The organism is Duganella sp. Leaf61 (genome assembly GCF_001421905.1).
Classification (GTDB): domain Bacteria; phylum Pseudomonadota; class Gammaproteobacteria; order Burkholderiales; family Burkholderiaceae_D; genus Rugamonas; species Rugamonas zoogloeoides.
Map to the genome: position 1 here is coordinate 103,599 of NZ_LMLM01000032.1, position 24,974 is coordinate 128,572.

At 64.9% G+C, this 24,974-nt stretch carries 17 protein-coding genes and 1 pseudogene; 7 read left to right on the plus strand and 11 right to left on the minus strand.

What is annotated here, in order from left to right:
- Positions 1-142: 142 nt before the first annotated feature.
- From ASF04_RS24105 to ASF04_RS24115, 3 genes are all read right to left on the minus strand, one after another.
- Complete coding sequence (locus tag ASF04_RS24105) at positions 143-2,134, minus strand: hypothetical protein (RefSeq protein WP_056147465.1); 1,992 nt, start codon at positions 2,132-2,134, stop codon at positions 143-145.
- A gap of 213 nt (positions 2,135-2,347) precedes the next feature.
- On the minus strand, positions 2,348-2,548 hold the full coding sequence (locus ASF04_RS24110) for a hypothetical protein (protein WP_156368755.1): 201 nt from the start codon (positions 2,546-2,548) through the stop codon (positions 2,348-2,350).
- Positions 2,549-2,779: 231 nt separating this feature from the next.
- A complete protein-coding gene (locus tag ASF04_RS24115) occupies positions 2,780-3,940 on the minus strand; it encodes an endo-1,4-beta-xylanase (protein ID WP_229205184.1) in 1,161 nt (386 codons plus the stop codon).
- Positions 3,941-4,070: 130 nt separating this feature from the next.
- Here ASF04_RS24115 and ASF04_RS24120 point away from each other — a divergent pair, with 130 nt between their 5' ends.
- Together ASF04_RS24120 and ASF04_RS24125 are read left to right on the plus strand one after the other, a co-directional pair.
- Positions 4,071-4,397, plus strand: coding sequence for an NIPSNAP family protein (locus tag ASF04_RS24120; RefSeq protein WP_056147475.1), 327 nt, complete (start codon positions 4,071-4,073; stop codon positions 4,395-4,397).
- A gap of 403 nt (positions 4,398-4,800) precedes the next feature.
- Entirely contained in the window at positions 4,801-5,280 is a 480-nt protein-coding gene (locus ASF04_RS24125; protein WP_162241467.1) for a response regulator, read from the plus strand.
- A gap of 6 nt (positions 5,281-5,286) precedes the next feature.
- On the opposite strand, the gene ASF04_RS24130 is transcribed toward ASF04_RS24125, so the two are convergent.
- Positions 5,287-5,613, minus strand: coding sequence for an EamA family transporter (locus ASF04_RS24130; RefSeq protein WP_156368756.1), 327 nt, complete (start codon positions 5,611-5,613; stop codon positions 5,287-5,289).
- Positions 5,614-5,673: 60 nt separating this feature from the next.
- On the opposite strand from ASF04_RS24130, the gene ASF04_RS24135 reads away from it, so the two are divergent.
- A complete protein-coding gene (locus tag ASF04_RS24135; RefSeq protein WP_056147484.1) occupies positions 5,674-6,354 on the plus strand; it encodes a Fe2+-dependent dioxygenase in 681 nt (226 codons plus the stop codon).
- Between the two features lie 79 nt (positions 6,355-6,433).
- Here ASF04_RS24135 and ASF04_RS24140 read toward each other — a convergent pair whose 3' ends face one another.
- Positions 6,434-8,560 (minus strand): TonB-dependent siderophore receptor, encoded by a 2,127-nt coding sequence (locus ASF04_RS24140; RefSeq protein ID WP_056147486.1) that lies wholly within the window; start codon positions 8,558-8,560, stop codon positions 6,434-6,436.
- A 183-nt stretch (positions 8,561-8,743) separates the two neighbouring features.
- On the opposite strand from ASF04_RS24140, the gene ASF04_RS24145 reads away from it, so the two are divergent.
- On the plus strand, positions 8,744-10,924 hold the full coding sequence (locus ASF04_RS24145; RefSeq protein WP_056147488.1) for a TonB-dependent siderophore receptor: 2,181 nt from the start codon (positions 8,744-8,746) through the stop codon (positions 10,922-10,924).
- 17 nt (positions 10,925-10,941) lie between these two features.
- Here the strand turns inward: ASF04_RS24145 and ASF04_RS24150 are convergent, their stop codons facing one another.
- Positions 10,942-11,628: a LysR substrate-binding domain-containing protein gene (locus tag ASF04_RS24150; protein ID WP_056147490.1), complete on the minus strand. Its 687-nt coding sequence runs from the start codon at positions 11,626-11,628 to the stop codon at positions 10,942-10,944.
- An 83-nt stretch (positions 11,629-11,711) separates the two neighbouring features.
- On the opposite strand from ASF04_RS24150, the pseudogene ASF04_RS24155 reads away from it, so the two are divergent.
- Positions 11,712-12,173 (plus strand): annotated as a pseudogene (locus ASF04_RS24155) (SDR family NAD(P)-dependent oxidoreductase); the annotation flags it as partial.
- Positions 12,174-12,517: 344 nt separating this feature from the next.
- Positions 12,518-14,239, plus strand: coding sequence for an ABC transporter ATP-binding protein/permease (locus ASF04_RS24160; RefSeq protein WP_082488997.1), 1,722 nt, complete (start codon positions 12,518-12,520; stop codon positions 14,237-14,239).
- A 16-nt stretch (positions 14,240-14,255) separates the two neighbouring features.
- On the opposite strand, the gene ASF04_RS24165 is transcribed toward ASF04_RS24160, so the two are convergent.
- The 4 genes from ASF04_RS24165 to ASF04_RS24180 form a co-directional block, all read right to left on the minus strand.
- Positions 14,256-15,221, minus strand: coding sequence for a glycoside hydrolase family 6 protein (locus tag ASF04_RS24165; protein WP_082488998.1), 966 nt, complete (start codon positions 15,219-15,221; stop codon positions 14,256-14,258).
- Between the two features lie 49 nt (positions 15,222-15,270).
- Complete coding sequence (locus tag ASF04_RS24170; RefSeq protein ID WP_056147492.1) at positions 15,271-16,527, minus strand: sugar MFS transporter; 1,257 nt, start codon at positions 16,525-16,527, stop codon at positions 15,271-15,273.
- Positions 16,528-16,550: 23 nt separating this feature from the next.
- On the minus strand, positions 16,551-17,474 hold the full coding sequence (locus ASF04_RS24175) for a glycoside hydrolase family 6 protein (RefSeq protein ID WP_056147494.1): 924 nt from the start codon (positions 17,472-17,474) through the stop codon (positions 16,551-16,553).
- Positions 17,475-17,545: 71 nt separating this feature from the next.
- Positions 17,546-20,578 (minus strand): TonB-dependent receptor, encoded by a 3,033-nt coding sequence (locus ASF04_RS24180; RefSeq protein WP_056147496.1) that lies wholly within the window; start codon positions 20,576-20,578, stop codon positions 17,546-17,548.
- Between the two features lie 478 nt (positions 20,579-21,056).
- Here ASF04_RS24180 and ASF04_RS24185 point away from each other — a divergent pair, with 478 nt between their 5' ends.
- Positions 21,057-23,204 (plus strand): beta-glucosidase, encoded by a 2,148-nt coding sequence (locus ASF04_RS24185; protein ID WP_373922152.1) that lies wholly within the window; start codon positions 21,057-21,059, stop codon positions 23,202-23,204.
- 97 nt (positions 23,205-23,301) lie between these two features.
- Here ASF04_RS24185 and ASF04_RS24190 read toward each other — a convergent pair whose 3' ends face one another.
- Positions 23,302-24,840, minus strand: a complete 1,539-nt coding sequence (locus ASF04_RS24190) for a M28 family metallopeptidase (RefSeq protein ID WP_056147502.1) — start codon at positions 24,838-24,840, stop codon at positions 23,302-23,304.
- Between the last annotated feature and the right edge of the window lie 134 nt (positions 24,841-24,974).

A 24,974-nucleotide genomic window follows, 5' to 3' on the forward strand; every position in this document is an offset into this window, starting at 1 on the left:
ACAGCGGCGAGGCTGGCCCCGATGTAATGACGATTCTACCGGCCCCGGCATTGAGCGGTCGTCGCGTTGCTGCCCATGGGCGTGCGCTGGCGCACCCTGCGCCCACGCCCGCCCGATCATGCTAATTACCAAATGGTATGGACTAGTTCCGCAGCGTCAGGCTGCCGTCGGCCACCGTGCTGAGGTCGCGCGCGGAGGTAGCCGCGCGCAGGTTGGCTGGCGCGGCGTTGTCGTAATCGACCACCTCGGTATCGGTGGTCGCATCCACGTGCGTGATGCGCACGCGCAGGCGATCGGTGGCGCCGTTCTGGCTGCCGCCATCGTGTGCTTCGAGGGTAAAGCGATAGCCGGCGCGGCCGTTGAAGCGGCCGGTGCCGCTCACGCGGGCCAGCTGGCCTTCACGGCTGACGCTGGCAACTTGGTCGCTGCGGAACTGGAATGGTCCGCTCAGCATCGCCCCCGCTGCACCGGGGCGCTGGCTGGTGCCACCCAGCGGCGTCCACAGCGAAAAGTGCAGCGGCGCGGCGCTGGTGGTGCGCCCGGTGGCGGCGGTGCCGGCGCGCAGCGTGCCGGTGCCGCTCACGGATGCCTGCGCGGGATCTTCCACCAGGACATCCTGCAGCACCTCGGTGGAGCGGCCGCCCGAGTCCGTCACACGCAGGCGCACCGCCTGGAAGCCAGTCGCGCAGAAGCGATGGCGCAGAGTGACCTGCCCGGTGCCGGCGGCCTCGCGCACGGTGGGCGCTGGCGACGGGCAACCGTCGGTCCACACCACGCTGGCCTTGTGGGTTTGCGTGACGGCGTTGTCGACAAAGCCGACCGTGAGCGTGAAGTCCTGGCCCAGTTCCACCGAGCGCGGCAAGGTGGTGATCGGTCCCAGCACCGGCGCGTCGGTGCCGCGCGTGCCGGGCCGCAGCATCACCAGGCCCGCGTTCGAATTGGCCAGAATGACGCCGGCGTCGTTGATGGCATGGCCGGAATGCACGATCAGGCCGGCCGGTGCGCGGTACAGGCGCGTATTCAGGTCGACCGGGGCGGTAACGCCGCCCCAGCGCACGGCCCGCGAGGCGGCATAGCCCTGCCCCACCGGTAGCTGCGCTGATCCCACGATGTCGCCGCCGTTGTTGATATTGCTGGCCACGGTGTCTCTGAACGACAGGCTGGGCAATTGCGTGAGGCCGCTGGTGGGCGTCCATTTGTAGGCAACCAGGCGCTCGTCGCTGCGCAAGGTGTAGCCGACCGCCTCGGTACGGTCATTCAGGTCGGCCACATCGGTGAGCGGACCGCCGCCGTCGATCGGCAGCATGCCGCCGAGATGCCGCCAGAAAAAGCCAATTTCACGCGTGTTGCCGGTAATGTCGGACCGGCCGGCCACTTCGGTATGCGCATTGATGTGCATGCCGAACGCCCGGCTGCCGCCCAGCGTGCCCAGGTTGGTCGGCTTGCCGCTGGCGTCCCACAAGGTGGCGTTGATGGTCCCGCTGGCGGAATCGGCGAAGCCGGTCGCGACATTGAGCTGGTTGATCGCGCTCGCCTCGGACAGCGACGTGGGCCGGGGCCCCAGCGGCGTGATGCCTCCGCCGGGATTCCAGCGCACGGCCCGTGCCGAAATCCCCGCTTCCGCATTCAGGCCGGCAATATAGTTGAGATCGTTGATGGCTTCCGCGCTGGCCACCGAGGTGCCGGGCAAAGCGCGCATGCCGCCAGCCGCAGTCCAGGTAAAGCCGAGCACGTTGCTGTGCTCGGCGCCATCTTCGGAGCTGCCCACCACCACGCCCTGATTGTTCATGGCGCTAATCTCGGTATAGCTGCCGCCCAGCGTGCCGATCTCGCGTATGCGGTCGCCGTCGAAATAGCCGCTGGTGCCACCGTAGTAGTTAAAGGAATTGAACGCGGCCTGGCCCCGTTCGTTAAGCAAGGCCGTGCCGCCGCTGTCCGGCCCCAGGTTGATGATGCTGTACACGGTGCCAGCGGGCGTGATGGCCGGGGCGGCGGATGTGGCCGGCCCGGTGGCGGCAGCCGTGGCGGGCGATGATGAAAACATTGCTGCCAGCGCGCCGGCAGCAGCGCCGGCAACAGCAAGCGCCATGGCGCGTTGTTGCAGAAGGGGTTTGATGGTCCAGGTTTGATGCATTGTCAATCTCCCAGGCAGGTTGAACGCAAGCGGACGCTTGCGCTAACGCCGGGTGACCTGTTGCCACGCGAGGTGAAAAGCACGACTCACCCAACGCCAGGAACACTGTAGGCATACCGAAATGCCACGGAATTGACGATGATCAAACTTGCCCAAGACAACAAAGGTAAAAACGCAAGCTCGGCAGGACAAAAACGCGATACCTGGCGCGGTTCACGTCGAGCCCGAGTCCTTGGGCATGGTGGGAGCATATTCGACCAGCGCACCCCCCTCATCGATGCGGGTGACGGCCAAACCGCTCAATACCCGCTGCACGACGTGCTCCGGCATGTCGTACCTGGCCATGTAGGCGGCAGCATCGTCCGGGCCCAGCATATCGCGGAAAACGATGGCAACATCGACGCGTTGGGCCATCAGGTGGTCGGTTCTTCGCAGCAGCTTCATAAACAATGGAAAAATGGGGCGGCCATCATTGTAATATGCCAAGAATAGTTATTCCATGTCCACAAAAAAAATCGCGCCAAATGCACACTTTGATCGTTTCAAAGCGTCTCACCGCCTCTGGCCGTGCCCGTCGTTGCCGAATTCCGCGCTACGGCGCTGCAACCGGCTGCCTGATTTGCTGCGCAGCGACCGTCGCCTCGATCAGGGGGTGCCGTCCGGACGATAGATCTGCCCCTGGCCCGAATTCAATCTGGGCGGCATGATCTTCAATGCATGGGCAATGGTCTCGCGCAGCGGTTTTGGACGCAGGTCGCTGTCGTACGGCGTGCACCGCTGCGGCAAGCCGTCGGCGCGCCGTGCGTCATCCCACTGTTGCAGCCAGCTGACATGGTCGGCCATGCCCCACAGCAGGAAATCGCGGCAGCGCGGATAGCTGAGCGTCAGGTCCAAGTAATCGCGCGCGATCGCCGCCACGCCGGCGTCGCGCGCAGCGACATCGGCCGGCAACTGGCGGTCGTTGACGTCGAATTCCGTGATGAGCAGGTCGTATCCCATGTCGGATACCTGGTCGAGAAATTTGCGCCAGTCGCTGCCGGCGGCAGTGGCCGCGGCCGGCAGCGTATTGCCGATATGGCTTTGCAGCCCGAGCGCGTCGATCGGCGTGCCGCGTGCACGCAGCGCGGCCAGCAGCGCCAGCACGCCGGCGCGGTGCTTTTCGCTGCCGGCGCCCGGCCCCATGTAATCGTTGTAGACCAGCTGGGCATTGGGCGCGTACTGGCGCGCCAGCACGAACGCCAGGTCGATCTGTTCCAGCGCCCCCATCTTCTGGTTCAGCACATTGCCGATCAGCTCGCCAGTCTTGGGATCGACCGCCTCGTTGACAACGTCGTAGCTGAAGATATTGCGGCCGAAGTGCGTACATACCGCCTTGATGTGCTCGGTCATCAGGCGCTCGGCCACGCGCGCGGGCGAGGCGCCGAAATCGTACTGGTTGACCCAGTCCGGCAGCCAGCGCCGCGACTGCCACAACAAGGTATGGCCGCGCACGAGCAGGCGGCGCTCCCTGGCCCAGGCGACCATCTGGTCGGCGGAGGCAAAGCGGTGCGGTCCCGGTTGCGGCTGCAAGGCCGGCCACTTGGTGGCGTTTTCGGCAACGACCATGCCGCATTCGCGCGCCAGCAGTTGCTCATATGCGGAGTCGCCCGCCTCGCTGCGGCGGCCGACGGCACAGCCGAAGCGCATGCCCTTGCGGGCAGCGATATCTTTCAACGACTCGGACGTGGCGGCAAAGGCCCCGGTGGGCATCAGCACGGCGCCGGCGGCGCCGCCCAGCATGGTTAATACGGATCTGCGATTCGGCATGGCTCTCCCTGGACGAATCGCCATCTTAATGCAACCGACGCGCGCTGGACAGGGGAACGGCAATGGCTCACTGGACGCCAGGCCGCGCCCCGGGTATTCTTGGCCGCACACTATTTTGAAAGGATGGACAATGATCGTCGAATTACGGGTGTACCACTGCCTGCCGGGCCGCCTGCCCGCCCTGCACGAGCGCTTCCAGAACGTCACGCTGCCGCTGTGGGAAAAGCACGGCATCGAACCGGCTGGCTTTTTCACCACCCTCGTGGGACCCAGCAACCAGACCCTGACCTACCTGCTCAAATGGCACAGCCTGGCCGAGCGCGAAACCAGGTGGAACAGTTTCATGGCCGACCCCGAGTGGATCGCCAAACGCGCGGCATCCGAAGCCGATGCACCGATCGTGGGCCATATCGAAAACTCCTTCCTCTCCCCTACGCCCTACTCCCCAATGCGCTGAACCCACGCGCAGCGCGCCGGCCAGACCCCCAGCGGTGGCTTCGATCACGATGCGCGGTACACTCCCGGCATCGGCTACAGCGCTGGCGCCAGTTACGGCCGTATCCTGCGCGCCAGAATCGACCAGCCGACACCCGGTACCGCTGCGCTGCGGTCCGTGCCGGCCTGCACTCCCTGTTATATGAGCTCGCCATCGGTACAGCGCGCTATACCAACCTATGTGCGCTACTTCTTTTGCTAGACCGAAAAGCAGCGCTGTAATTTTCCGAATGCAAGTATAATTACTTCCAGTAGGTATCATTTCTACCAAGTCTATGCACGGTCCTTACCCCGACCGCGCGAGTCGTGTCGGCCAAACAATCGCCGAATATCTGTGTCCTTCGGCACAACAACGATTGTTTATCATGGCCTCTTGCACCCAACAACCTTTTGTTCTGGTTATCGACGACAACCACGACTCGGCCGACTTGATGGTCGAGCTGCTGCAGGCGTGCGGCTGCAGCAGCGCTGCGGCATATGGCGGCGCCTCCGGCATCGAGGCCATCAGGAACTTCAGTCCCGACGTGGTGCTGCTCGACTTGCTGATGCCGGAAGTGGACGGCTTCCAGGTCGCCAGCACGGTCAGAAAGCCCGGTTTCCCGCACCAGCCCACCTTGATCGCGTTCAGCGCATTGAGCGATACGGCAACGACTGACCTGGCAATGCGTTCGGGGTTTGATTATCACCTGCCCAAGCCGGCGACGATCAAGCAAGTCATCACGGTGATTGCCAACGCACGAGCGCGCAAGCAGAACCCCGCGCCGGCCTACAGCAATCGAGGTGACGGACCAACACCGGCCGCCGGCGAAGCGGCGCCCGCATTCAACTACAAATCCGGCTTCTGACGCCGGTCACGTCATGAGCGGGCGCGGCAAAGGCCCGCCGGACAACCCGGCAGGACCGGCCAGCAGCACCAGGCTGGCAAACGCGATTGCCACCGCCAGCCACGCCATCGGGTGCTGCCGCTTGCGCAAAAACAGCCATTGGAACAGCGGCACCAGCGGCACATAAAACGCCGTGATGAACGCCGACTTGCTGCTGTTAATGTGTATCAGGCCCGCAGTCTGCAGCGAGTAGCCGGCGTCAATGGTGACGCCGATGGCGGCGCCCGCCAGCAGTTCCGCCCGCGTGAGTCCGCGCAACTGAAGGTAGCACAGGCTGCCGGCCATAGACGCCATCCGCACATCGGATTATCCTGTCGGCTTTACGTAGCGCGTTTACCTGCAAGGAAATCCATCATGATGCTGCATGTCCCCGGCGTGCTCACGCCGGAGCAAGTCTCCCATATCCGCCAGCGCCTCGACCAGACCGACTGGATCGACGGCCGCGCCTCGGTCGGCGACCAGGGCGCCAAGGTCAAGCGCAACCGCCAACTGCCCGAAGGCTCGCCGCTGGCGCTGGAACTGGGACAAATCATCGTGGCGGCGCTGGCCGACAACCCGCTGTTCTTTTCTGCCGCGCTGCCGTACCGCATCCTGCCGCCGCTGTTCAACCGCTATGCCGGCGGCGAACACTACGGCGACCATATCGACGGCGCCATGCGCCGCGTCCCCGGCAGCGGCCAATGGCTGCGCACCGATGTCTCGTCCACGCTGTTCCTGAGCGAGCCCGACGACTACGACGGCGGCGAACTGGTGGTGATCGACGCCTATGGCACGCATGAAGTGAAATTGCCTGCGGGCGACCTGATCCTGTATCCCTCGACCAGTGTGCACCACGTGGAACCGGTCACGCGCGGCGAACGCGTATGTTCGTTCTTCTGGAGCCAGAGCATGGTGCGCGACGATGCCCGGCGCGGCATGTTGCTCGAACTCGACCGCAACATCCAGGCGCTGCGCGCGCGTCTCGGCGACTGCCCGGAACTGGTGTCGCTCACCGGCCATTACCACAACCTGCTGCGGCAGTGGAGCGAGGTCTGATCCCAAAAAAACGCCACCCGAAGGTGGCGTTGCGCGCTACAAGCTATCGATCAATACCTGAAATTGGCGGTCGCAGAACTTACCAGCGGTACGTGGCCGACAGCACCGCGTTGCGCTTGGCGCCGAACCAGCAGTCACCACGGCTCAGGCAGGTAGCGACGTAGGTCTTGTTGCTCAGGTTGTTGACATTGAGCGCCACGCGCCAGCTCGGGCTGTCCCAAGCAAACATGGCGTCCACCAGGGTGACGTCGGGCGTGGTGGGCGCGGTGCCGTCGCGGAACGAATTCATGTGGCGCACGCCGCCGCCCACCGACAGCCCGGTCACGCCGGCGGCGGCAAAGCTGTACTTGGTCCACAGCGACGTCTGTTGCGACGGGACGCCGTTGAGCTGTTCGTCGAGATCGATGTAGTTGTAATTGGCGATTACCTCCAGCCCTTTGGCGACCTGGCCGCGCGCTTCCAGTTCGACGCCGCGGGCGCTGGTGCTGTCGAGCTGGGCCGACAGCACCGGGGTGATGGCGACAAGCTGATTTTTTTCCTTCCAACGATACGCGGCAGCGTTCAGCGACAGGTTGCGGCCGACCGGCTCATACTTGACGCCCGCCTCCCACTGCTCGCCGCGCAACGGCTTGAATACCTGGCCCTGGGTGCTGTTGGCCACCGGGGTGAACGATTCGCTGTAGCTGACGTACGGCGAGACGCCGCTGTCGGACAGGTACATCAGCCCTGCGCGCTTGGTGGTGGCGCTCGACTTCTGGGCATCTGCACCCTCGGTCTCGTTGCGGGCCTTGTCGTGGCGCAGGCCAAGCGTCAGCAACCATTTCGACGTCAGACTCAGCTGATCCTGCACGTAGAGGCCGGTCTGCTTCTGGGTATTGGCGGCCAGCAGCGACAGGTCGTTGAACGTGAAGCCGGTATAGACCGGGTTGTAGACGTCGATCGGGGTAGCCACCGGGTAACCGGCCGAGCCGGTCTGCTTGTAATGCAGGTAATCTACGCCGAGCAGGAGTTTGTGCTTGATGGTGCCGGTGACGAGATTGCCTTCCACAGACTGGTCGAGACCGAACACCTTGGTCTGCGCCAGCGAGGCGCCCGCATAGCGGTCCACCACGCGCTGGTTGACCGGATCGGCGTTGAACCCGCCCGGCAACGAGAACGAATCGGCGTACAACGTGCGGTAGTCGTTCTTGTTGTACGAGTACCGCATGTTTTGACGCAATTTCCAGTCGGTGTTCAATGCCGTCTCGAACGTCCAGCCGATGGTTTTGCGCTTGGTGTCGTAACGGTCGAAACCCGGCTCGCCGATGAAGCGGCTGGTCGGGATCTTGCCATTCGGGTTGGTGGTCAACACGCCGGACCATGGGAAGAACTGCGAGGTGGAGCCGGTTTTATCGTCCTGCCACAGCGCCTGCAGCGTCAGCGTGGTGTCGGCGTTGGGCTTCCACGTCAGCGACGGCGCCACCAGCGCGTGATCGTCGGGCACGTGATCGACCTGGGTATTCGCGTCGCGCTTGACCGCCACCAGGCGGTACAGCCACTTGCCGTCCTCGGTCAGCGGGCCGGTGAAGTCGGCCTGCACCTGCTTGCGCTGGTAGCTGCCGTACTGCACGCCGATCTCGCTCTGCGCCACGGCCTGGGGGCGCTTGCTGACCATGTTGACCACGCCGCCGGTGCCGCCCTGGCCGTACAGCATGGCGGCCGCGCCGCGCAGCACTTCGATACGCTCGAGGGTATAAGGATCGGTGCGGGCGGTACTGGTGTAGTAGCTCATCGACTTGCGCACGCCATCCAGGTATTCGTCGGGCGAGACGCCGCGCACCAGCATGCCGTCGCTGCGCGAATCGATGCCGTAGGCATCCGAGCGCACGCCGGCCGCGTAGTTGAGCGCGTCCTGCAGGTTGCCGGCGCCCTGGTCGATGACCTGGTCGCGCGTGACGACGGTGACCGCCTGCGGCGTTTCCGACAGCTTGGTATCGGTCTTGGTGGCGGTGGCGCTGCGCTTGGCGAGGTAGCCGGCTACTGCGCTGGTGGCGGTTTCACCCTGGCCCGTTACCAGTACCTGGGGCAGCACGGCGATGTCGCTATCGGCAGACGCGGCGGCGCCGGTCTGCGCCAGCGCGGGCACGGCGACACCGACCGCCAGTTCGGCCAGCAATACTGCAAGCACCAGGCGGCGTGGTTGAAACGGGGTTACACGGTGCGACATGAGGGACGTCCTTTATTTTTTGAATGATGTTGAGAATGATAACGGTTCTCATTCTACAAAAAGGGAGAGGAATCGGCAAGCTCACACCGTTGCCGGATGGCGGTTATAATGATAATCATTCCCATTGCCCGGCGTGAACACGTCGGCTCGTTCAGGTTACCGCCTTCAATCATTTTTCAAATCATGCATAACTCCACGTTCAAGATGTCGCCACTGGCTTTGACCGCCTTTCTGATGACCACCGCCGCTGCGCAAGCCCAGAGCAGCGCCGCCCCGGCTGCCGCCGAGCCTGAAACGCTGCCAACAGTCACCATTACCGCGTCGGCGGACGCTTCCAAGGATGGCCTGTCGAAAGAATATGCAGGCGGCCAGGTCGCGCGCGGCGGGCGCATGGGTATCCTGGGCAACGTGGACATGATGAGCGCGCCGTTCAATTCCACCAATTACACGTCGCAATTTGTCGCCGACCAGCAAGCTTCCAGCATCGGCGACGTGCTGGCAGCCGATCCCGGCGTTCGCGTCAGCCGTGGCTTCGGCAACTTCCAGGAGTCGTATGTGATTCATGGCTTCGAGCTGGCCTCGGACGATGTCGGCTACAACGGCTTGTACGGCATCTTGCCGCGCCAGTATGTCTCGCCGGAATTGCTCGAACGCGTGGAAGTCTTCAAAGGCGCGAGCAGCTTCCTGAACGGCGCCGCGCCTGGCGGCAGCGGCCTGGGCGGCGCAATCAACCTGGTGCCCAAGCGCGCCGGCAACGCGCCGCTGACCCAGCTCACTGCGGGCATTGCGTCGGGCGGCAACGGCTATGGCGCGGTTGACATCGGCCGGCGCTTTGGCGAAAACCAGCAGTTCGGCGTGCGCGTGAATGCCGCCAAGCGTAAGGGCGAAACCAGCGTTGACAACCAGCGCAGCGAAGTGAGCCTGTTTACGGTGGGCCTCGATTACCGCGCCGGCAACCTGCGCGTGTCGGCCGACCTCGGCTACCAGGACTTCGACCTGACCGCACCACGCCCCAGCGTCACCGTGGGTGGCACGGCGGTACCGGCCGCTCCCGACGCCTCGAAGAATTTTGCCCAGCCATGGTCGTTCTCCAGGGAGCGCGACACCTTCGGCACCGTCCGCGCCGAGTATGACCTCAACCAGAACATCACCGCCTGGGCAGCCTTCGGCGGCCGCGCCGGCGTTGAAAGCAATAGCCTGGCGAACATGACATCGTCGTCGGCCGATGGGGCCGCCAGCTTCTACCGCTTCGACAATGCCGGCAAACGCAATACCCGTACCGGTGAAACGGGCGTACGGGGCAAGCTCGCCACCGGCGCGGTCACGCACACGCTGGTGGCCTCCGCTTCGGGCTTCTGGCTCGATTCGCGCAATGCCTACGGCTTCGGCGGCTTCGGCCTCGGCAATACCAACCTGAACGCGCCGACAACCACCTACATTCCCACTTCCGCCCTCTCCTACGGCAACGATATCAACGATCCGCGCACCACGCAGAAGTCGATTCTGTCGAGCTATGCGATTGCCGACACGCTGGGCTTCAACGGCGATACCGTCCTGGTGACGATCGGCGCACGCCGCCAGACCATCAAGGACCAGGGCTACGCCTATAACACCGGCCTGGCCACCGACACCCACTACGACGAGAGCGCCACGACCCCGGTTGCTGCGGTGGTGTACAAGGTGCGCAGCGACCTGTCGCTGTATGCCAACTACAGCGAAGGCCTGGTACAAGGCGGCATTGTCGGCAGCGATTATTCGAATCGCGGCGCCGTGCTGTCGCCATATAAAACCAAGCAAAAGGAAATCGGCGTCAAGTACGATAGCGGCAAGCTGGGCATGACTGCGGCGCTGTACACCGCCGCCAAGCCGATCGGCACCGGCGAGCTGAACGGCGTGTATGCGCTCGGTGGCGAACAGCGCAACCGGGGCCTGGACCTCAGCGTGTTCGGCGTGCCGACCCAGGGCCTGCGCCTGCTGGGCGGCTTGTCATTGCTCAATGCCGAACAGCGTGGCACCGCGTACTCGGGCAAGGATGCCCTCGGCGCACCGAAGACGCAACTGAACCTGGGCACCGAATGGGACGTGCCGGGCGCTGCCGGCCTGGCCCTGACCGCGCGCGCGGTGTACACCTCGAAACAGTACATCAACCCGGCCAATACGCTGGAAATCGGGTCGTGGACGCGCTTCGACCTCGGCGCGCGCTACCTGGCCCGCATCGCCGACCGCGACGTGACCTTCCGCGCCCGCGTCGACAACGTGGCAGACCGCAACTACTGGTCGGCGGCAGTCGTATCGTTCGACTCGGGCGCGCTGGTGCTGGCGGCGCCACGCACCGTGACCTTGTCGGCGACGGTTGATTTCTGACGAGCTGCAACGCTACGTCAAAGGATTGCCGGGCTGACCCGGGCGTCCACCGCCGCAAACACCTCGACCGCCCAGTTCACAAACACGCGCACCTTGGCGTTCAGGTGGCGGTTGGGCGGATAGAGAACGTGCAGCGGATGGCGCGGCGGTTGCCAGTCGGGCAGCAGCTGCACCATGTCGCCGCGCGCCACGGCTTCGCGCACGAACCACGCGAAGGTCTGGCCGATGCCGAGCCCCGCCGCCAGCGCCGTCAGGTGGGCGGTGCTTTCGTTGACGGCCACCGCCGCCGCTGCGTCGATCTCCAGGGTCTCATCGCCACGCTGGAAGCGCAGCGGGAACACCTTGCCGCTCAGCGAAGAAAAATAGCCGATGATGCGGTGTGCTTCCAGGTCGCGCGGATGCGCCGGACGGCCGTACTGCGCCAGGTAAGACGCATGGCAGCAGGTGATGAATTCCATGTCGCACAATTTACGCCCGATTAGCGAAGTGTCGGCCAGCGGCCCGCCCCGGACCACGCAATCGATACCTTCGCTGACCAGGTCGGTGGGTCGGTCGCTCACACCCAGCCGCAGCTCGATGTCGGGATAGGCCGCCTGGAACTGTGGCAGCGCCGGCAGCAGGATCTGGTTGGCCAGGATCGAACCGATATCGACGCGCAGCCGCCCGCCGGGCCGCGCGCGCGTTTGCCGCGCAGCAGCGTCCATTTCTTCCAGGTCGATGATCAGGCGCCGCGCCCGCTCGTAGTATTGGGCGCCCTCCGGCGTGACCGTGATCGAGCGCGTGGTGCGCCATTACCGAGGAACATATTGCCGACGCATTCGACCGCAATGTGAAGGGCCTGATCTTCACCGTCCAATATGCATTGCCGCTGCTGGGCCAGGGCGCCTCGGTGGTGCTGACCAGCTCCACCGCTGGCGTCGTGGGCACTCCAGCCTTCAGCGTGTACAGCGCCAGCAAGGCTGCCGTACGCAACCTGGCGCGCAGCTGGATCCTCGACCTGAAAGACCGTGCGGTGCGCATCAATGTCGTCAGCCCGGGCCCGGTGCGCACCCCGGGGCTGGTGGAACTGGCCGGACCCGAGGCCGCCGCCCGGCAAGGGCTGCTCGACATGCTGGCCGCACAGGTACCGCTCGGCCGCGTGGCAGAACCCGAGGAAATCGCCAGGGCGGTGTTATTTCTCGCGTCCGATGACGCCAGTTTCGTTAACGGCGCGGAATTGTTCGTGGACGGTGGCCTGGCGCAGGTGTAAGGCAGGGGGACGCCCGAGCAGAAGGGCAGCTACCGGGCATACCTGAAAAACATGGTGGAGAAGCTGAAGCAATACGGGCTCGAGACGCTGGCAGTGGTGTTCTAAGTGAACTGAATGAAAGTGGATGAACGCGCACGGTTGCCTGCCGTTTTGCAAACATTTTTACTTTGGCGCTATGATGCGGTGCAGCAGCGTAATTTATGCACCCAAATCATCTCACAGGCGCATTTCATGGCACGTTCATCCATTTCCAACTTGCTAAGCCCACCTGCGCGCCGCGCCGCCCCTGACTGCGCGCAGCCGCCGCGACCGATGCCGGGCCGCACCTGGCACACCAGCAGGCCATGAGCGCCGCGCCGGCCCATTCCCCGCTCGACGCGGCGCGCCGTCCCGGCATGCTGCACCTGTTCGCGCCGTACTGGGGCGCGCGCAAGCGCTGGCGCGCCTGGCTGCTGGTGGTGCTGTGGCTGGCGATCACGCTGGGCTCCGCCTGGCTGTACGTCCGCGCCAACGAGCTGACCGGAGAATTGACCGACGCCCTGCTGGCCCGCAACTGGGACCTGCTGAAAAAAGTGGTCTGGATGACGATCGGCGTCGGCTTGCTGGTTGGTGCGCTGGGCGTGGTGCGCACCGCCATCATCGACCTGATCGACCTCGACTGGCGCACCTGGCTTAGCAACCACTACCTGGAACAGTGGTTCAGTTCGCACGCCTACTACGCCATGGATCCCGATGGCGCCCTCTCCAATGCCGACCAGCACATTGCCGAAGACGTCCGGCTGTTTGCCAACAGCAGCGTGGTCAACATCTCCAACATGATCAACGTGATGGTCAATATCGTCGCCTTCACGGCCGTGCTGTGGGCGCTGTCCGGCACGCTCACCATCCCGATCGGCGACTGGCGTGTGCAAATCCCCGGCTACATGGTCTATGTCGCCCTGCTGTACAACATCGCCTATTTGCTGCTGGTCCACTGGGTGGGCAAGCGCCTGATCGTGCTGGGCATGAAACGCCAGACCGTCGAGGCCGACTACCGCTACGGCGCCATGCAGGTGCGCGAAAATGCCGTGCAGATCGCGTTTTATGGTGGCGCCGCCAACGAATTGCAGCGCCTGCGCCGCCGCTTTGCGAAGATCCGCGACAACGTGCTGGCCACGGTCGTGCGCAACGCCAAGCTCGAAATGACCAGGACAGTCTATGGCCACCTGTTTGCCGTGCTGCCCACGCTGACCGCGCTGCCACGCTATTTCGCCGGCGAGATCACCATGGGCGGCGTCACCCAGGCCGTCGGCGCTTTCGGCCAGCTGAGCGCGTCGCTCGGTTATTTCCAGGAGTCGTACAAGAGTTTTGCGATGTGGCTGGCACTGGCCAACCGCTTGCGCGATTTTTCCTGGGCCATCAACAAGGCCCATGCCCGGCCCAACGGCTTTACCGTGGTGCGCGGCAACCAGTCCGACATCCACAGCAGCGTGCTGGCCCTGCGCACGCCGGAAGGCGAGCCGCTGGCCGATGTGGCGCCGCTGCAATTGGCGGCCGGTAGCCGCACGCTGGTGCGCGGCCCGTCCGGCACCGGCAAGAGCACGCTGCTGCGCACCCTGGCCGGCATCTGGATGCACGGCGCCGGCACCGTCACGCTGCCGGCCAAGGCGCGCATCATGTTTTTGCCGCAGCGCAGCTACCTGCCGAGCGGCACCTTCAAGGCCGCCATGTGCTACCCGCTGATGCCCGACCAGTTCGACGACGCCACCTGCCGGCGCGTGCTGGAAATCTGCGGCCTGGGCGGGCGCATCACGTCGCTCAATACGCGCGGCAACTGGCAGCAGTTGCTGTCCGGCGGCGAACAGCAGCGCGTTGCCTTTGCCAGGGTGCTGCTGCAACGGCCCGATTTCGTGTTTCTCGATGAAGCCACCAGCGCGCTCGACCCCGCTACCGAAGCGAGCCTGTACCAGGCCCTGCTGAAAGAACTGCCCGACAGCGCCATCATCAGCGTGGCGCACCGCACCGCCGTGGCCGACTACCACGACGACATCATTGAACTGGTGCCGAGCGCGGCGCAGGCGGCGTAGCCGCGCAAACCGGGTTTTAATAACCGTAGATCATCTTGTAGGCCAGGTCCGGCGAGAACGTCCCTGCCGGCGCCGCGCAGCCGTCCGATTCTCCGGGCGACTTGATCCACAAGACCATTTCCGGCGTGCTGCCGGCCGGGTTGACGCGCGGCGCCACGCCCAGCTTGCGGCCTGCCGGATCGCACCACTGGGTGCCGTTCGGTCCGTTACCATTGCGGCTGGTATCGACCACGAAGGTTTTTTCCAGGCCACGCTGGCGCAAGGCATTGGCCACCGCCACGCCGTACGGGTTGCTCTCGGCATCGGTGCGGTAGTTGGACACGTTGAGCGCAAAGCCACGTGCGCCGGCCACGCCGGCATCGACCAGCCGCGTGGCCGCTTCCGCCGGGGTCAGCCAGGCACTGTTGCCGATGTCGAGGTACAGGTAAGCGCCGGGCGCCAGCGCGGCAAATTGCGCCACTGCGTAGCGCAGCAGTTCCAGCCGTGCGCTTTTGCCGGCTGCGTCCAGGCAGTCCAGTTGCGGCAGGGCGTCGGGCTCGAGCACGACGATGGCCGGCCGGTTGCCGACGGCAGTGGCAAACGCGCGGATCCAGTCGCGGTAAGCCTGCAGCGAGCCGGCGCCACCCGCGCTGTACTGGCCGCAGTCGCGCGCCGGGATGTTGTACGCCACCAGCACCGGGGTGCGCCCGTAGTACCACGCGGTGCCGACGAAATGGCCGACGGCTGCACCGATCTCGCCGCTCCAGCCACCGAACCAGCGTGCGCCAGGCTGGTTGGCGATGCGATTGCGGATATCGGTTACGCGCCCGTCGCTGGGGTTGTTGACCGCCCAGATGGCAGCGGTCGATTGCGGATCGACATACAGGGGCGGCAGCGCAGCGGCGGCCCCGGTGCAAGCGAGCAGCGACAGCGACGGCAGCAGCCGTTTCGCCAGGGTGGCCAGCTGCGGCCACTTCGCATGTTGCGGGTGTTTCATCGTCATGTTCGTCTCCTCTTTTTTAGATTTATCGATACAACGTCAGCCGCCAGGCTTATGCGGCAGCCTGCCGGTAAATGCCGGCATACCTGATGCCGAACCACAGGATCGGCAGATAGCACGTGGCGGGCAGCAGGAACGACCATTGCACGCCCACCAGATCGGCCAGCACGCCCTGCCCCACCGGCACCACGGCGCCCCCCACGATGGCCATGCACAGCAGGCCGGCGGCCTGGCCGGTGCGAGCGCCCAGCTGGTGCAAGCCCATGCTGAAGATGGTGGGGAACATGATGGCGTTGCACAGGCCCACGGCCAGGATGGCCCACATGGCGACGCTGCCGCTGCCGAACACGGCCACCAGGATCAGCACCACGGCCACGGCCGCGCTGAACACCAGCGCCTTGCCGGCGCTGACGCGGCGCATCACCAGCGCGCCGACAAAGCGCCCCACCATCGCGCCGCCCCAGTACAGGCTGACGTAATGGGCGGCGTTCGCCACGCTCAAGCCGGCGATGTGGCGCTCGGTCAGGAAATTGACGATGAAGCTGCCGATCGCCACTTCGGCGCCCACGTACAGGAAGATCGCCAGCACCGCGAACACCAGGCGCGGATGCTGGCGCAGCACCAGCGGCGTGCGGTCGTCGGCAGTTGCCGCCACTTGTGGCAGCCTGGCCAGTGCAAAGCCCACGCTCAGGGCCAGCAGCGTGAACGCCAGCATCAGGTACGGTCCCTGCACGGCGTGCGCACCGTCGGCGGCGCCGTCCGACAGGATCAGCCAGGCGCCCACCAGCGGGCCGACCGTGGTGCCCAGCGAGTTGAAACCCTGGGTCAGCGTGAGCCGACCCGACGCGGTGGCCGCCGGCCCGAGAATGGTAACGTAGGGGTTGGCCGCCACCTGCAACATGGTGATGCCGCTGGCCAGCACGAACAGCGCGGCCAGGAACAGGCCGAAGCCGGCCTGCGCTGCCGGGTAAAACATCAGGCAGCCGACACCGGCCGTGGCTAGGCCGGCCACCACGCCGCGCTGGTAGCCGATGCGCCGCACCAGCGCGCCAGCAGGCAGCGAGACCAGGAAGTACGCACCGAAAAAGCACGACTGCACCAGCATCGCCTGCACGTAGCTCAAGGTGTACACCGCGCGCAGGTGCGGAATCAGTACGTCGTTCAGCGCGGTAATCAGGCCCCACATGAAAAACAGCATGGTGACCATGGTCAGTGCGCCGCGCTGGGTGGGCTGTGGCGGCAGGCCTTTGTGCGCGCCAGGCGGTTCGGATGGTTCGGGCCGGGTCTGGACCGGTTGAATGATTGCCACGTTATTCCTTTGTGTGAGATGGATTAGCGGCCGTCGATCATCTTGTGCGCGAGGTCGGGCACGAAGGTACCGGCGGCGGCGGCACAACCGTCGGCTTCGCCCGGGGACTTGATCCACAAGGTCATGGCCGGCTGGCTGCCGGCGCCATGGATGCGCGGCGTGGCGCCCAGGCGGCGGCCGGCCGGGTCGCACCATTGCTTGCCGAGCGGGCCGGCGCCGTTGCGGCTGGTATCGACCACGAAGCTTTTTGTGAGCCGGTACTTGTCGCGCAGCGCATCGGCCACGGCGATGCCGTACGGGTTGCTCTCGGCATCGGTGCGGTAGTTTGAGACGTTGAGCGCGAACCCTGCCGCCCCGGCCACGCCGGCGTCCGCCAGCCGCCTGGCGGCTTCCTGCGGCGCCAGCCAGTCGCTGTTGCCGATGTCGATATACACCTGGGCGTTCGGCGCCAGCGTTGTCAGCTGGCCGGTGGCGTACTGGAACAGCTGCAAGCGGTTCGCCTTGCCCGCCGCATCGAGGCAGTCGAGCTGTGGCAAGGCGTCCGGTTCCAGCACCACCACGGCAGCGCGGCTGCCGATGCCGCCGGCAAATGCGCGGATCCAGTCGCGGTAGGCATTCATGGAACCGGCGCCGCCGGCGCTGTGCTGGCCGCAGTCGCGCGCGGGGATGTTATAGGCCACCAGCACCGGCAGGCGGCTGGCGGCAGCCGCTGCCGCCACGTACTGGTCCACGGCGGGGCCGATGTCGCCGCTCCAGCCGCCGAACCAGCGCGCGCCGGGCTGGCTGGCAATGTGCGCGCCAATGGCGGCCGCGCGCGGGTCGTCCGGGTGGGCGCGCACCCAGGCGGCGGCGCTCGACTGTGGATCGGCATAGAGTTCGGTGGCGGTGGCAGTCGTGGCAACGGCCAGCAGGCAGGCCAGCGCCAGCCTGGGCAATGTGTGCGTCATATGGTCCTTGTCGGATAGAGGGGTGACGGCCAGGGCCGGCAATTGCCGGCCCTGGCTGCTGGCGGGGATGCCTAGAACGTGTAGTGCAGCTGCGCCGTGTAGCGCGGACCGGTCTTGAACCAGGTGTGGTTCATATTGCCGATATGCTGGTCCATGGTCTGGCGGAACTGGACATCGTTGAGGTTTTGCGCCTCGAGGCCGATGGACAGCTTCTCGGTGATCTTGTAGAAGATCGACGCATCGACCTGGCCATACGCTTCCGCCCACAGCGGCAGGCCCCAGGCCAGGTTCTCGGCGCCATAGGTCGGGCTGGCCGGGTTGGTGTCCTTGCCATCGGTGCCGCGCGCCCCATAGGTGTTGACGGCTTGCAGGCTGCGCGAACGCCAGTTATAGGCCACCCGCGCCGAGACCGGGCCGCGGTCGTACATCAGCGCCAGGTTGCCGCTGCGGCGCGACAGCCCCTGCAATGGCAGGTCGCCAAATACGCGGCCGTCGGTGTCGCAGCCGTTGATGTTGAGGTTCAGGTTGACCGCGCCGTCGGCGCTGCCGCTGCAATACGCCGAATACACAGGGTTGTACAGGTCGCGCTTGCTGTCCACGAAGGTGAAGCTGGCCTGCACGCCGATCCCCTTGAGCCAGTCCGGCACGCTGTCGTAATACTGCTGGTAAGCCAGTTCGAAACCGCGCGCGTGGCCCTTGGCGCCGTTGACCGGCGACGTGACGGCAAAGTTGTGCATGGCGCCGGCCGTGTCGGGCAGCTGCACGTTGACCAGCTGGTCCACCACGATATCTTTCAGGCGCTTGTTGAACAGCGCCAGCGTCAGCGAGCCGCCCGGCTTGAAGTACCACTCCGCCGTCAGGTCCAGCTGGGTGGACGTGGTGGGCCGCAGCATCGGGTTGCCTGCCGCCTCGCCGGTGAGGCTGACGTTGCTGACATTGACCGCGCCCGTCACCGGATCGACGCTGCTGTTGACCACTTGCGACAGCGAGTTATAGGCCTGCAGCTTGTTGAAGTCCGGCCGCGAAATCGCCTTGGCCAGCGCCAGGCGGAACTGCCAGCCGTCGTTGCCTTTCAGGCGCAGGTTCAGGCTGGGCAGCACGTTGTTGTACGTGTTCTGGAAGTCGCCGGGGCTCGAGAACGCGCGGATATCGGGAATCGGCACACCCACCACGGCCGCACCGGGCGGAATCACCGTGGTGTTGGGCGCCAGCACCGTGTAGCCGGCGGCCTTCATGTCGGTCTTCACGTAACGCACGCCGATATTGCCGTCCACCGGGTACTTCAGATCGTCGAAGCCGAAGCGCAGCTGGGTGTAGAACGCCCTGGTTTTTTCCGACACATTGTTGATCTCGGCCGGATCCGTGCCGAAGGTGGCCTTCTTCCACGGCGCGCAGTCGCCCCAGCCCTGGATGGCGGCCTGCTCCTGGCACAGCACTGTGTGGTAGCCGTGCAGGGTTTCGTAGCTGTCCGGGTAACCGCGCGCGAGCGCGTCGGCCGGGAATACTGCTGCTGGCACCGAGGCGCTGCCATTGAAGAAGTTGTTGAACTGGTGCACCCGCGCTTCGCTGCCAAAGCGGGGGTCGCCCAGGTAGGCGAGCGTGGGAATGTTCCAGCCCAGCATCCACGGCTGGGTGATCGGCTGCCAGTTGTAGCTGGGGTTGGAGTTTTGCGTGTTTGACTTGCGGTCGGTAAAGCGCACGCCAAAGCGCAGGTCGCGCGCCACGGCATGGTCGAAGTTGCGCTGGAAGTCGGTCTTCCACACGTTGTTGCTGGCCGTGGAACGATCGAGGTGCTCCATGGTGTAGCCCCAGTAGTAATTGTTGGGGTTGGCCAGCGCGGCGCGGTCGGCGTCATCGAAGATCAGCGACGGCAGGCCGCCGGTCAGGTCCAGCCCCTGCTTTTGCAGGCGCAAGCCGGTGGCCACGTCGGAATCGAGCGCGCTGGTCCTGGCGCGGATGCGCTGGAAGTCGTTGCGGATGGTCCAGTCCTGGTTCACGCGCCATTGCACGTTCAGGGCGATGTCGGTGGTGGACGAATCGCGGGACGACACGCGGCGGTCCGGGTTGAGGTTGATGCCGCCGTTCTCGGGATCGGACAGGGTGCCGGACAGCAAGGCGCCGTTGGCGCCGTACACACCGTTGGCCACCTGGATCGCGTACGGGGTGGCGTGCGACATCAGCATGGCCTGTTCGCTCCAGCTGTTCTGGTAGCTGGACTTGAAGTACGTGAGCGAGGCGGTCAGGTCGCGGTTCGGACGCCATTGGGCGGCGGCATACTGGCCCTTGCGCTCGCGTTCGAATTCCATGGTACGCCAGGTCACGCCCTTCGGCACCCACACGGTTTTGCCCGGCACCAGGTTGTCGCGCGGGTAGTACGGTTCGATCTGGAAGTTGTCGGTGCGGGTGTCGCTCTGCGACTTGGCAAAGTCCACCAGCAGGCCGAATTCGCCGAACGGCGTCTGCCAGCGGTCCGACAGCAACAGCGAGGTCGATGGCGTGGCCTTGCCTTCGCGCAGCGTTGAGTACGACATCTGGCCCGAGATCGCGCCGCGGAAGCCCTTGTAATCGAACGGCATGGCGGTGCGCAGGTTGACCAGGCCGCTGATGGCGCCCTCGATCTGCTCGGCGGACGGATTCTTGTACACGTCCACGCCAGCCATCAGTTCGGGCGGCACGTCCTCGAAGCTGAGCGAGCGCGAGCCGTTGGCGGAAAACGAGTCGCGGCCGTTCAGTTCCGAACGCACGTAGTTCAGGCCGCGAATCGCCACACCCGAACCCTCGACCGCATAGTGCTGCGGGTCGCCTGCCATGCTGCGGTCGATGGTCACGCCCACCACCCGTTGCAGCACCTCGGTCACGGAGCGGTCCGGCAATTTGCCGATGTCGTCGGCATTGATGGAATCGACGATCTCGTCGGAATCCTGCTTGATTTTTTGCGCGGACTGCAAGGCTGCGCGCTGGCCGGACACCACCACCACCTTGGTCTCGGCAGGCGTGGCCGGTTGCGGCTCGGCGGGCGTGGTCTGGGCCCAGGCGCTGGTGCCGGACATTACGCCGATATGCGCCACGGCAATCGCCATGGCCGTCTTGTTCAGGTGTTTCATTCTGTCTCCGATGCGGATTGTTACACTTATTCGGTCGCTACCGTTGGTATGAAATCGTTGTCAAACGTGGTTAAAAAAATTTGGACAATGCAACCGACAATCTGCCTAGCAAAAAATACCGGCAGTTGCATTGCGATTTTCACCAACCAAGATTATGAAATCGCTTTCAGGTGGCAAAGTTACCCGAATTACAAATTGAGCGTCAAGGTTTTGTTTAGTTGCAATCACTAAACGTAGTAAAAATACCTAAAATTCAGCATTTGACGTACCTAAACTACAAAGCACTTGACTTACGAAGCCGATCTGCTGAATATGCGGTGAAATCGTTTTCAGTCGATATTAATGGTGTTTCTGGGCTCAAAAAAGCGCGAAATCATCGCCAACATCCATCAACCCGCAGCTTTATCACCACAACCAGAGGTAATAGATGAGACAACTTTCCACCATCTTGCGGCCCCTGCCGCTACTCACGACATTAATGTTAGGAACGGGCCACGCCACGGCGGCCACGACCGCCCAGCTGGACACCCGTGCCCGCACAGTTGTGGCGAAAATGACACTCGCCGAGAAAATCCAGACAGTTTTCGGTTACTTTTCGACCGATTACAAGGGCACGGCCAAGCCCGAGAAAGGAGTGCCCTTCAGCGCGGGCTACCTGCCCGGCGTGCCGCGCCTGGGCATCCCGGACCAGCAACTGACCGATGCCGGCACTGGCGTGGCCTCGCAACCGAACCCCGCCCCGCGCCAGCGCACCGCCCTGCCGGCCGGTATTGCCACCGCCGCGAGCTGGAACCCGGCCCTCAGCTACGCGGGCGGCGCCATGATCGGCAAGGAAGCGCGCCTGTCGGGCCACAACGTCATGCTGGCCGGCGGCGTCAACTTGCAGCGCGAACCGCGCGCGGGCCGCAATTTCGAGTACGCGGGTGAAGATCCGCTACTGGCGGGCGTCATCGCCGGCGAGCAGATCCGGGGCATCCAGTCCAACCACCTGGTGGCCACCGTTAAGCACTTCGCCTACAACGATCAGGAAACCGGCCGCTTCAAGGTCGATGTCAGGATCGACGACGCGGCGGGCCGCATGTCGGACCTGCTGGCATTCCAGATCGCCATCGAACGGGGCGACCCTGGCTCGGTCATGTGCAGCTACAACCGGGTCAACGGCGCCTACGCGTGCGAAAACGACTACCTGATGAACCAGGTTCTCAAGCGCGACTGGGGCTACAAGGGCTACGTGATGTCCGACTGGGGCGCGGTGCACTCGACCATACCGGCCGCGCTGGCGGGCCTGGACCAGCAATCGGGCTGGCCGTTCGACCAGTCGCCGTACTTCAACGGCGCGCTCAAGGAGGCGGTGGAAAACGGCCACGTGCCGCCGGCGCGTCTCGACGACATGGCTCATCGCATCGTGCGCGCCATGATGGCCAACGGCCTGCTGGAACACCCGGTGCGGGTGGAGCCCGAAAACATCGATTACGCGCGGCATGCCGACATTTCGCAGGCGGTGGCCGAAGAAGGCATCGTGCTGCTGAAGAACCGTAACGGCGTATTGCCGCTGACCGGCCGGCAGCAGACGATTGCCGTGATCGGCGGCCATGCGGACGTGGGCGTGCTGTCGGGCGGCGGCTCGTCCCAGGTCTATCCGGTCGGCGGCTCGCCGGTGCCCAACGAGGGGCCTGCCGCCTTCCCCGGACCGATCATCTATGCGCCCTCCTCGCCGCTGGCGGCGCTGGCCGCGCGCCTGCAGGCAAAACTGGTCTATCACGACGGCAAGGACCCGGCGGCCGCCGCCAGGCTGGCGGCAACGAGCGACCTGGCCATCGTCTTCGCCACCCAGTGGACCGCCGAGAGCATCGACCAGCCCGACCTGTCGCTGCCCGGCAGGCAGGACGACCTGATCGCCGCTGTGACAGCCGCCGGCAGGTCCACGGTGGTGGTGCTGGAGACCGGATCGCCGGTGACCATGCCGTGGCTGGCCAACGTGGATGCCGTGGTGCAGGCCTGGTACCCGGGCAGCCGCGGTGGCGACGCGATCGCCCGCGTGCTGACCGGCGAAGTGGACGCGTCCGGGCGCCTGCCCGCGACGTTCCCCTTGTCGGTAGCGCAGTTGCCGCGTCCCGTGGTCGATGGCGTGGGCCTGCCGGAAGATGCCCGCTTCGCCACCGACTACAACATCGAAGGCGCGGCGGTGGGCTACAAGTGGTTCGACAAGCACGGCCACAAACCGCTGTTCGCCTTCGGCCACGGCTTGTCGTACACGTCGTTCAGCTATTCGGCGCTGAAAGCGCAGGCGCAGGCCGGCGCGTTATCGGTCTCGTTCAAGGTGACCAACACCGGCCAGCGCGCCGGCAAGGCCGTGCCACAGGTGTACGTGAGCAAGAAGGGATCGGGCTGGGAGGCGCCGAAGCGCCTGGGCGGCTGGGACAAGCTGACCCTGGCGGCGGGCGCTGCCGGCGAAGCCCGCATCGAGATCGACCCGCGCACGCTGGCCGTGTTCGACTCGGCCAAAGGCCGCTGGAAAATCGCTGCCGGCGAGTACGAGGTGATCCTGGCCGAAGCGGCGGATGCGCCGGTGGCGACAGTCAAGGTCCGGCTGCCGGCCCGGGAGTTTGCTGCCGGCGCGCGCTGAACGCCGGCCCCCTTTCATCTCGGCCGCTGTGCTGGGTATGAGTCTGAAAATGCGCAAGTCGGCAACCAGTTGTGCCGCCATGCTTCGAAGATTCGGTTTACTGGCTCGACTGCCGCTTCCACGCCTCGACATACGGCCTGGTCAACGGATTGGCCGTATTCCACTTGGGCGCGACGGGATCGTTGGCAATCATCAGCACGCCCAGCGCCACCATCCGGTTGACCTTGGCCATGTTGGCATAGTCGACCTTTTGCCAGTGGTCGCCGGGCGCGTGGTAGTCGGGATATTGGAAGGCCACGCACAGCGTATGCGCGGGCACGCCCTGGTCCGCCAGCGCCTGGTTGTCGCTGAGTCCGAAATACAAATCGCTGTTGGCTTCATTCTTGTACACGTCGATGCCGGTGAGCTTGCCGGCTTTCCGAAACACCGTGCCGACATCGGAGAAATCGAAGCCGGTCATCGACGCATTGTTCAATTGCGGCCCTTCCGAGCTGTCGGTGCGCCCCACTTGCTCCAGGTTGACGTTGGCTACCGTCTGCTTGATCGGCAGGATAGGATGGCGGCCATAGTAGCGCGAGCCGAACAGGCCCAGCTCCTCGCCGAACACCGTCATGAAGACGATGCTGCGCGCCGGCCGCTGCTTCATGCCGGACAGTGCGCCGGCAATTTCCATGACCGACACCGTGCCGCTGCCGTCGTCATTGGCGCCGTTGTGTATCACGCCGTCCTTGATGCCGAGGTGGTCGTAATGCGCCGTCACAATCACATAGGTATTTTTCAGCTCCGGGTCCGAGCCGCGCAGCACGCCGATCACGTTGCGCAGTTTGACCGCACGTTCGACCGGCGCCGCCACGTTGACACTGACGCGTGCACTGCTGCCCGTGCGCAACGCATCAAGCGCCCGTATCGCTTGCACCGAATGAAGCGTCATGCGCGGGATGGGGGACACGGTCTCGCCGCTGTTCTCGGGATCGATCAGGCGGCCTTTGCCGCCGGCATTGCCTTTCGGGTGTGCGCGGTCGACCAGCAGCAGCAGCGCCGGTCGCAGCTTCGCCAATTGCGCGTTAAAGAACTGCCAGCCCTCATAGGCAGTTCTTGCCTGCCCGGGCGGCATGGCTTCAAAGTCCGGCAGATTGATGACGACAACTTTGCCGGCCAGCGTGGCGGGGCTGTGTGCGTTGAGCGCAGCGGCGTCGCTGGCGTCGATGTTGACGATGGCGGACGGCGCCAGCGCCAGTGCCTGGGCGAGGCTGAAACTGAGCTCGCTGGCAGGAATATTGAGTTGCTCTTTACCGTCATCAATCCTGAACGAAAAATCCTTCGGACTGGTCTCGGCGAAGGTCCAGTTCGCGGTCTGAAAATAACCGTCGTCGCCGACCGCTTCGAGGCCCGCGCGGCGGAACTGTGCGGCAATGTATTCGGCCGCCAGGTCCTGGCCGCGCGACGGCGTGCCGCGCCCTTCCAGCAGGTCCGATGCGATAAACGACAGGTGGCCGCGCAGGGAGTCTGCTGAAATGCGTTCGAGAGCCGCGCTGGTGTCGGGTGTCAGGTGTGGATCTGCGGCTGCGCTGGCGCCTGCATAAATACCGGCGAAACCGATGAACGCCGCGAAAGCGTAGGCGGATAATCTCTGCATGTGTGATCCTGTATTGTGCCTGACGGCATGTTTATTGTGCAACGGATCATATCAGAGTTCGCCGTGCATCAGCAGGAGGGCCGCAGCAGCCCCCGACCGGTGGCGCCCTGCGAAGGGCGACCATGCTGCGCACC